6 protein-coding genes, 2 tRNA genes and 4 pseudogenes are annotated in these 8,556 nt (G+C 43.1%); 9 read left to right on the top strand and 3 right to left on the bottom strand.

Features of this window, described 5'->3' with window-relative positions:
* Position 1 precedes the first annotated feature (1 nt).
* The 8 genes and pseudogenes from ACESON_RS14915 (at position 2) to ACESON_RS14880 (ending at position 4,609) form a co-directional block, all read left to right on the top strand.
* Positions 2-74: transfer RNA gene (locus tag ACESON_RS14915), tRNA-Gly, on the top strand.
* A 20-nt stretch (positions 75-94) separates the two neighbouring features.
* Positions 95-167, top strand: a tRNA-Thr gene (locus tag ACESON_RS14910).
* Between the two features lie 241 nt (positions 168-408).
* On the top strand, positions 409-1,704 hold the full coding sequence (guaA, locus tag ACESON_RS14905; RefSeq protein WP_373110704.1) for a glutamine-hydrolyzing GMP synthase: 1,296 nt from the start codon (positions 409-411) through the stop codon (positions 1,702-1,704).
* Positions 1,705-2,045: 341 nt separating this feature from the next.
* Positions 2,046-3,051, top strand: a pseudogene (locus ACESON_RS14900) (tyrosine-type recombinase/integrase).
* Positions 3,041-3,377 (top strand): annotated as a pseudogene (locus ACESON_RS14895) (hypothetical protein). Before ACESON_RS14900 ends, ACESON_RS14895 begins: the two co-directional pseudogenes overlap by 11 nt.
* Positions 3,378-3,438: 61 nt before the next feature.
* Positions 3,439-3,984, top strand: a pseudogene (locus ACESON_RS14890) (AAA family ATPase); the annotation flags it as partial.
* 79 nt (positions 3,985-4,063) lie between these two features.
* Positions 4,064-4,204, top strand: a complete 141-nt coding sequence (locus ACESON_RS14885) for a hypothetical protein (RefSeq protein WP_373110702.1) — start codon at positions 4,064-4,066, stop codon at positions 4,202-4,204.
* 27 nt (positions 4,205-4,231) lie between these two features.
* The gene (locus ACESON_RS14880; RefSeq protein ID WP_018593310.1) at positions 4,232-4,609 is read left to right on the top strand and encodes a TnpV protein; all 378 of its coding nucleotides are present in this window, start codon (positions 4,232-4,234) and stop codon (positions 4,607-4,609) included.
* Positions 4,610-4,762: 153 nt separating this feature from the next.
* Here ACESON_RS14880 and hcp read toward each other — a convergent pair whose 3' ends face one another.
* The 3 genes and pseudogenes from hcp to ACESON_RS14865 form a co-directional block, all read right to left on the bottom strand.
* A complete protein-coding gene (gene hcp, locus ACESON_RS14875; RefSeq protein WP_373110701.1) occupies positions 4,763-6,403 on the bottom strand; it encodes a hydroxylamine reductase in 1,641 nt (546 codons plus the stop codon).
* A 163-nt stretch (positions 6,404-6,566) separates the two neighbouring features.
* Positions 6,567-6,899 (bottom strand): annotated as a pseudogene (locus ACESON_RS14870) (cupin domain-containing protein).
* A 13-nt stretch (positions 6,900-6,912) separates the two neighbouring features.
* Positions 6,913-7,623, bottom strand: coding sequence for an ATP-binding protein (locus ACESON_RS14865; protein WP_373110699.1), 711 nt, complete (start codon positions 7,621-7,623; stop codon positions 6,913-6,915).
* Positions 7,624-7,714: 91 nt separating this feature from the next.
* On the opposite strand from ACESON_RS14865, the gene ACESON_RS14860 reads away from it, so the two are divergent.
* Complete coding sequence (locus tag ACESON_RS14860; protein ID WP_016439651.1) at positions 7,715-8,362, top strand: Crp/Fnr family transcriptional regulator; 648 nt, start codon at positions 7,715-7,717, stop codon at positions 8,360-8,362.
* Positions 8,363-8,556: the final 194 nt, after the last annotated feature.

The raw sequence follows: 8,556 nt of genomic DNA, 5'->3' as shown, positions 1-8,556 counted from the left end.
TGCGCGAGTGGCTCAGTTGGTGGAGTACGACCTTGCCAAGGTCGGGGTCGCGGGTTCGAGTCCCGTCTCGCGCTCTTGCAATTATTTTGCATAAGCTGCTGTGGCTCAGTCGGTAGAGCGTCGCATTGGTAGTGCGGAGGTCACGGGTCCGATTCCCGTCAGCAGCTTGATAAAGAGAATGCTGGAATCTTTTAAAATTAAGATTCCAGCATTTTTTATGTTCATTTATCTGGGGTCGAGTAGGGGCAGACTAGTCAATGCAGTAGTGGCTGAAGCAGGAAGCTTCGACTTATAGAAGTCGAAGTAGTTCTCGAATTCTAAAAATACACTTGCAGGACAGTGCAGAATCTTGTATGCTTATAATGAGTTAATATATTTTATTATTATGGCTACACAGGAGGAAAGGTCATGAAACAGGATATGATTGTTATTTTAGATCTGGGAAGTACAGAGAATACTGTACTGGCCAGAGAGATTCGTGCACTTGGCGTGTACAGTGAGATTTATCCCCATGATATCACTGTAGATGAGTTAAAAGCTCTGCCTAACGTAAAAGGTGTGGTTATTTACGGCGGTCCGAATCATATTGTTGATGGTGAGCGCATCGATGTAAATCCGGGAATTTACGAAGCGGGATTCCCTGTAATGTCCATTGCTCATGAATTGGCAAAATGCGAAGAAGCGTATAATACCTGGGAGGAAGCGCTGCCTCATCTGAAAACCTTTGTATTTGATACCTGCCACGCAGAAGCAAACTGGAATATGAAGAATTTTGTGGCAGATCAGATTGAACTGATTCGTCGCCAGGTTGGTGATAAGAAAGTACTTTTGGCTTTATCCGGTGGTGTAGACAGTTCCGTTGTGGCTGCTCTTTTAATTAAGGCAATCGGCAAACAGCTTGTTTGCGTTCATGTAAATCATGGCCTGATGAGAAAAGGTGAGTCTGAGAGTGTTATTGAAGTATTTAAGAATCAGATGGATGCAAATCTGATTTATGTAGATGCCACAGAGCGTTATCTGACTAAATTAGACGGCGTAGCAGATCCGGAGCAGAAGAGAAAGATTATTGGCGCTGAATTTATTCGTATTTTTGAAGAAGAGGCAAGAAAGCTCGAAGGTATTGAATTTTTAGGTCAGGGAACGATTTATCCGGATATTGTAGAGAGTGGAACTAAAACTGCAAAAATGGTAAAATCTCATCATAACGTAGGCGGACTGCCGGAGGATCTGCAGTTTAAGCTGGTTGAGCCTCTGCGTCAGCTCTTTAAGGATGAGGTGCGTCAGTGCGGACTAGAGCTGGGACTGCCGGATGAGATGGTATTTCGTCAGCCGTTCCCGGGTCCGGGCCTTGGAGTTCGCTGTCTGGGAGCAATTACAAGAGAACGTCTGGAAGCAGTGCGCGAGGCTGACGCGATTCTGCGAGAGGAGTTTAAGATTGCGGGACTGGATAAAAAGGTATGGCAGTATTTCACGGTTGTCCCGGACTTTAAGTCTGTTGGTGTTCGCGACAATGCAAGATGCTTTGAATATCCTGTTATTATCCGTGCAGTGAATACGATTGACGCCATGAGCGCAAGCATTGAGCAGATTGATTGGCCAGTTCTGCTGAAGATTACAGATCGTATCTTGAAAGAGGTTAAGAATGTAAATCGTGTTTGTTACGATCTGAGCCCGAAGCCTACGGCTACGATTGAATGGGAATAAACAAAAATGCTTAGCAAACCAAGCGTTTATGCGGGTTTGCAGCACTTTTAAAAGTCTTTTGATAACAATTTGATAAAGGTTGCATAAGAGCCATTATTCTTGTAATCCAGTGGTTTTTTGGTTAGAGAATGATTGACAGGTGGTTGTGCAACAAATAAATCCATATTTATCTAAAAAGCCCTTAGCTGTGGGTATAAAACTCATAGCTAAGGGCTTTTTGTCGTGCTTATTTATCTGGTTTGAGTTTGTCTTGGAACATTTCGACCAGAGCGTCGCTAAGTGCCTGTGAACCGCCAGTATTTTTATGAAAGGCTCTACGGAGCAGGAAAGGAGGAAAAGTAATGCCGGTATTTAAGAATGAGGACAATGGAACATGGTATGTGATGGCAAGGTATGTGAACTGGAAAGGCGAGCGTAAACAGAAATGCAAACGTGGTTTTGCCACCAAGAAAGAAGCTCAGGAATGGGAGAGAATGCTTCAGTTACAGAATGCGTTTGACCTTGATATGAGCTTTGAAGCCTTTACCGAACTGTATATCCGGGATGTGAAAACCCGTCTGAAGGAGAACACATGGCTGACAAAGGAGCATATCATCCGCACAAAGATACTTCCGTATTTTGGAAAGTTAAGAATCAGTGAGATTTCCACAAAGGAGATTATCACATGGCAGAATGAACTGCTTGCCTATCAGGATGAGAAGAAAAAGCCATACTCACAGACGTATCTTAAAACGCTGCACAATCAACTGTCAGCCATATTTAATCATGCGGTACGTTATTATGAGTTGCGTTCTAATCCTGCCGCAAAGGTGGGAAATATGGGAAGTGAGGAACACAAGGATTTACTGGTGCGGTATCCGAGAAGGGGAGCTGCTTGCACTGACCGCAGCGGATTTTGATTTTGAGAAAGAAACGGTCAGAATTAACAAATCTTATCAGCGGCTATACGGAGAAGATGTGATTACCACACCGAAAACAAAGAAAAGCAACCGCATGATCAAAATGCCGAAGTTCCTTTGTGAAGAAATACAGGAGTATTTGAATCTGCTCTACGAATTGAAGAAGAAAGACCGTATTTTTACAGTCACAAAAAGTTATCTCCATCACGAGATGGACAGAGGGGCAGAAGCCGCAGGCGTAAAGCGTATCCGCATTCATGATCTCAGGCACAGCCACATCAGTTTGCTCATTGATATGGGATTTTCGGCGGTGGCGATTGCAGACCGTGTGGGGCATGAAAGCATTGACATCACTTACCAGTACGCCCATCTGTTCCCGTCAAAACAGACGGAAATGGCAGACAGATTAGATGATTTAGGGAAAGGAGAGATTGCAAATGTCAGCTAAGAACAGGGATAACAAAAACCGATGGAGAAACATCACAGTAGGATTTCGGGTATCTCCCGAAGAAAATGAACGCATCAACAAGGCGGTTGCCTTATCGGGACTGCCCAAACAGGAATACTGTTACCGCCGCTGTCTGAATCAGGATGTGGTGGTACAGGGCAATCCGAGAGTGTATAAGGCACTCAAACTGGAACTTGCTGCTGTCCTTACAGCGTTAAAAAGGATTGGAAGCAGGGAGCAGCGTGGATGAGGAATTGATGAACGTAATTGAACTGATTGCCATTATTCTTGGCGGTCTGAAAGGAGAGGATGAGAATGGAGAATAAAAAAGAAAAGGCTACTCCGAATGTATCTGTTGGCGCAGATACGGAGCAGCCAATTTAAAAAATCGCTGAAAATAGTATATCCGAGTATGAGGAAAATATCAAGAGCTTTGAGGAAATACAGAGAGAAATGCAGTTGAGTTTAGACCCCTCCTATCTCAAAGCAGTTTCTATGAATGAACTGTTTGATACCCAGTACCAGAGCAAGCCGCCGCTAATTGACGGTCTGCTCTACCCCGGCACATATATTTTTGCAGGTTCTCCCAAACTGGGAAAGAGTTTCCTGATGGCACAGCTTGCCTATCACGTCAGCACAGGCACACCGCTTTGGAATTATACCACCCGAAAGGGAACGGTACTGTATCTTGCCCTTGAGGATGATTACCGCCGCTTACAGGAACGTCTGTACCGGATGTTTGGAACGGAGAGTGCGGACAACCTTTTCTTCTCTGTTTCTGCCAGCCAGCTTGGGAAAGGACTGGATGAACAGCTTGCAAGGTTTGTAGCGGAGCATACGGACACGAAACTGATTATCATTGATACGCTCCAAAAGGTGTGGGAAGTTGGCGGAGATAATTACAGCTATGCAAACGATTATCAGATTATGGCTATCCCAATGAGCAAGCCTTTCAGAAGATTTATAACAAGGCAGAAGAACTGATTATAGAATACAATGAAGAACTGAGAGCATGGAAAAATTAGACGGAGCAGAAGAAAGAAAATCCGTTAGAACAACCGAAAAAAGCAAGCGTACTGGAAAAGCTACACCGCTATCAGCAGGAAGGAAGACAGCAGCCGAAACGGTCAGTCAAGAAGAAATCAATGGATAGAGAACGATAAGAAAGGTGGAAACGATTATGAAGAAAACAATATTTGAAGAAATGGGCGGCACTTATATCAGACACGGGGATTATCTTATCCCCTGTCTTACCTTGCCGGAGGAAGAAGAACAAAGATTTATTGGCGTATGGGGACAAAGACATAAATACTATTTGAAAGAACATAAGAGAGCGGTTTATATTACTCTGCTTACAAGTGACAGGCTGAATAGTTATCTTGCAGATATAGAAGAACAGGCGCAAGAACGCTTTGAAAGGATTGTAGAGCAGATGAAACAGGCACAGGGGATTACAGAACAGTTAAAGGCAGAAAATCAGATGGAATGGGTAGCGAGAATGAATAATATACAAGCGTGTGCGAGGGAGATTGTGGATAAAGGGATGATTTATCAATAAGAAAAGGTGTATGGTGGAAAGCAAGTCTGAAAACAAAATGATTAGGCGTTGTCAGATTCGAATAACAGACAGAAAACCTCGGATGCCCATTTTATAAGGGTTTCCGAGGTTTCTTTATGCCTGTTGGATCTATTTCTTTTGACGGAGTATTTTTTATGCGTTAATACCGAAAAACTTCTCCATATCCTCTTCCACAGTGCCAATTCCTGCAATGCCGAAGTTCTCGATCAAGACCTTTGCAACATTCGGGCTGAGAAATGCCGGAAGTGTAGGGCCAAGGTGGATATTCTTCACACCAAGATATAAAAGAGCCAGAAGAACGATAACTGCTTTTTGCTCGTACCATGCGATATTATAGATAATTGGCAGATCGTTAACATCGTCAAGCCCAAAGACCTCTTTGAGTTTCAAGGCGATTACAGCAAGGGAATAGGAATCATTGCATTGACCTGCATCCAGAACACGTGGGATGCCATTGATATCGCCTAAAGGCAACTTGTTATATTTATATTTTGCACAACCGGCAGTAAGGATGACAGTGTCCTTCGGCAGAGCCTTAGCAAATTCTGTATAGTAGTCGCGGCTCTTTGCTCGACCATCACAGCCCGCCATAACCACAAACTTTTTGATAGCACCGCTTTTTACAGCTTCTACAACTTTATCTGCCAAAGCCAGAACCTGTGCATGGGCAAATCCGCCGATGATTTCACCGGTTTCGATTTCACTCGGAGCGACACATTTTTTTGCATGCTCAATAATCGCAGAAAAATTTTTTTGTTCGCCAATCTCTCCCGGAATATGTGTACATCCCGGATATCCCGCAGCGCCGGTAGTGTAAAGCCTGTTTTTGTAACTATCCTTAGGAGGAACAATGCAGTTGGTTGTCATTAGAATAGGACCGTTAAAGGATTCAAATTCTTCTTTTTGTTTCCACCAAGCATTCCCATAATTACCAACAAAGTTAGGATATTTTTTGAAAGCGGGATAATAATGAGCTGGCAACATCTCGGAATGCGTATACACATCCACTCCAGTTCCCTGTGTCTGTTCTAACAGCATTTCCAAATCGCGCAGGTCGTGGCCGGATACCAGAATGCCGGGGTTCTTTCTGGCCCCGATATTTACCTTTGTAATTTCGGGGTTTCCATAGCTGTCTGTGTTAGCCTTATCCAGCATTGCCATACCGGATACTCCGTATTTTCCTGTTTCCATTGTTAGAGCAATCAGATCTTCTACACTAAGGTTGTCATTCAGCGTGGCAGCCAGTGCTTTCTGAAGAAATGTGTCAACTTCATCGTTATCCTTCAACAGCACATTTGCGTGCTTCGAGTAAGCGGAAAGTCCCTTCAAACCGTAGGTGATTAACTCGCGCAGAGAGCGAATATCCTCGTTTTCGGTAGAAAGAACACCGACAGTTCTGGCTTTTTCTTCCCAGTTTTCAGATCCGTTCCATTTTGCGGCTTCAGGCAGAACAGTCAGATTGGTAACTTGCTTTAGCAGAACTTCCTTTTCGGTCAGTGTAGCACGGATTCTTGATTCAATGCTCTCTTTATCAAAATTTGCGTTGGTAATGGTAGTGAACAGATTCAGAGTAATCAAGTGATTGATTTTGGCAGATACCTGCTTACCTTCCTGACGCAATGCAGTCGTAATAGCCGAAATTCCTTTTGTGACATAGATCAACAGATCCTGCATGGCCGCTACATCAGGTTTCTTTCCGCATACGCCGGACATGGTGCAGCCCTTGCACCCGGCGGTTTCCTGACACTGATAGCAAAACATTTTTTGTTCCATAATATGCCTCCTAAAAACTATTAAAATTTGAAATAATGTGGTTTCTTCTCAATCAAAAAAGCATATAGACGCGTTTGAATTAATCTTCCCAGGCGATTGCAGACACAGGACACGAGTCGATGGCCTCCTGTACAGCACCTTCCTTTGTCAATTTTGCGTTTGATTAAAATACAACTACTAAAAGCATCTTGAACGCTTCCTGCCCATATACCGCATGGGGATGGCCTGCTGGCATGACAATAGATTCTCCTTCGTGCAGCATATATTCAACGCCATCAATCGTGATTTTTCCGATACCATCTAAGCAGGTGACGAAGGCGTCCTCACCCGATTCATGGGTGCTGATCTCTTCGCCCTTTGCGAATGAGAACAGGGTAATACTTACTGCCTGGTTTTATGTCAAAGTTTTGCTGACAACTTGCCCCTCCTGATAAGAAATTTGTTCTCTCAGCGTCAGTACTTCTGATTGAGCAATGTTTTTCATTTTTTTACTCATAGTATCTCTCCTTTTATTCCAAAATTTTACCACCCAACGAAATCGTAACAATCTGCCAAGGAATGAATTTTCCGCTTGCCTGCAACGCTTTTTTGGCAGCTAATTCCAGTCCGCCGCAGCAGGGAACTTCCATGCGTACAACCGTCACACTTTGAATGTTGTTGTTTTGAATGATCTGTGTTAGCTTTTCGCTGTAGTCTATGCTGTCAAGCTTTGGACAGCCGATAATCGTAATTTTCCCACGCATGAAATCCTCGTGCATTCTGGCATAGGCGTATGCACTGCAATCCGCTGCAATTAACAATTTTGCGCCGTCAAAATATGGTGCATTAGTCGGTACCAGTTTGATTTGGCATGGCCATTGTCCCAACTGTGATTCTATCTGTACCCGGGCAGAAGGAGTTATTTCTTGTGAATGTTGAATACGCTGCATTCGACTGCCGGGGCAGCCTGTATGGGGAACAGCGGCATGATTGCTTTTCGCTTTTTTCCTCATATTTTCCTGCACAGCTGTTTCATCATAGGCGGCAGCTTCTCTCTCCACAAAGGAAATTGCACCTGTCGGGCAGGTTGGCAGACAATCTCCCAAACCATCACAATAATCATCTCGCAGAAGTGTTGCTTTGCCGTTTACCATGCCGATTGCACCCTCGTGACAAGCTTCGGCACACGCACCACATCCATTACATTTTTCTTCATCTATTTGGATAATTCTTCGAATCATTTTATACCATCCTTTCTCTTGTCTTTCTGGGCATAGTATATTACAATTAAAAATAAAAATCTGTTGTTATAACAACGAAAGGGTAAAATATATGAAATTATCCGATATGCAGCTATTCCGTGGGTTAGAAGAAGATGACATCTCCTCGCTTTTAAGCTGTTTGAATAGTGTAAAACGCAATTATAAAAAAGGAGAAGTAATTCTTTCAGAAGGGAGTATTATAGAGAATATCGGCATTGTACTGTCAGGCATGGCAATGATATCTTGTAACGATATTTGGGGGAATACCAGCATTTTAGGAAGTGTTGCACCTGGTTCTGTATTTGCTGAGGTATATGCCTGTATTCCGGGACAGCCGATGCTGGTTACAGTGTCTGCCGTGGAAGATACCTCTGTGTTGTTTATGAATGTGGGACGTGTTCTGACTACCTGCACAAACGCCTGCCCTTTTCATACAAACCTTGCACGAAATCTACTGACTGTCTGTGCTCATAAAAGTCTGCAACTTTCACAAAGGATTTTGCACACCAGTTCCAAATCCATACGAGGCCGATTGATGTCTTATTTTTCAGAATGCGCAAAACATGCCGGAAGCAATTCTTTTCTGATTCCATATAACCGCCAGCAATTAGCAGATTACTTGAATGTTGACCGCAGTACTATGTGCAACGAGCTTTCTAAAATGCAGAAAGATGGCATGATTGAATACAAAAAAAATCGTATTTTGCTCAAAGACTGAGATTTAAGGAATGGTATGAATTTGAATAGGGATTGATTTTTTAAGCAAAATCGCTTATGATCTGAAATAGAATATAGTGCTATTATCCACAGTTACAGAGCAAGTGTTATCAACACCGATAACAAAATGATAACATTAGCCTGTATAGGCAGGATAATATGGATAAATCAAATAATCAAAAGAACTGTAAACAC

The organism is Lachnoclostridium sp. Marseille-P6806, assembly GCF_964238185.1.
Taxonomy (GTDB): Bacteria; Bacillota; Clostridia; order Lachnospirales; family Lachnospiraceae; genus Brotaphodocola.
This window is presented reverse-complemented; position numbering and strand designations above follow the sequence as displayed.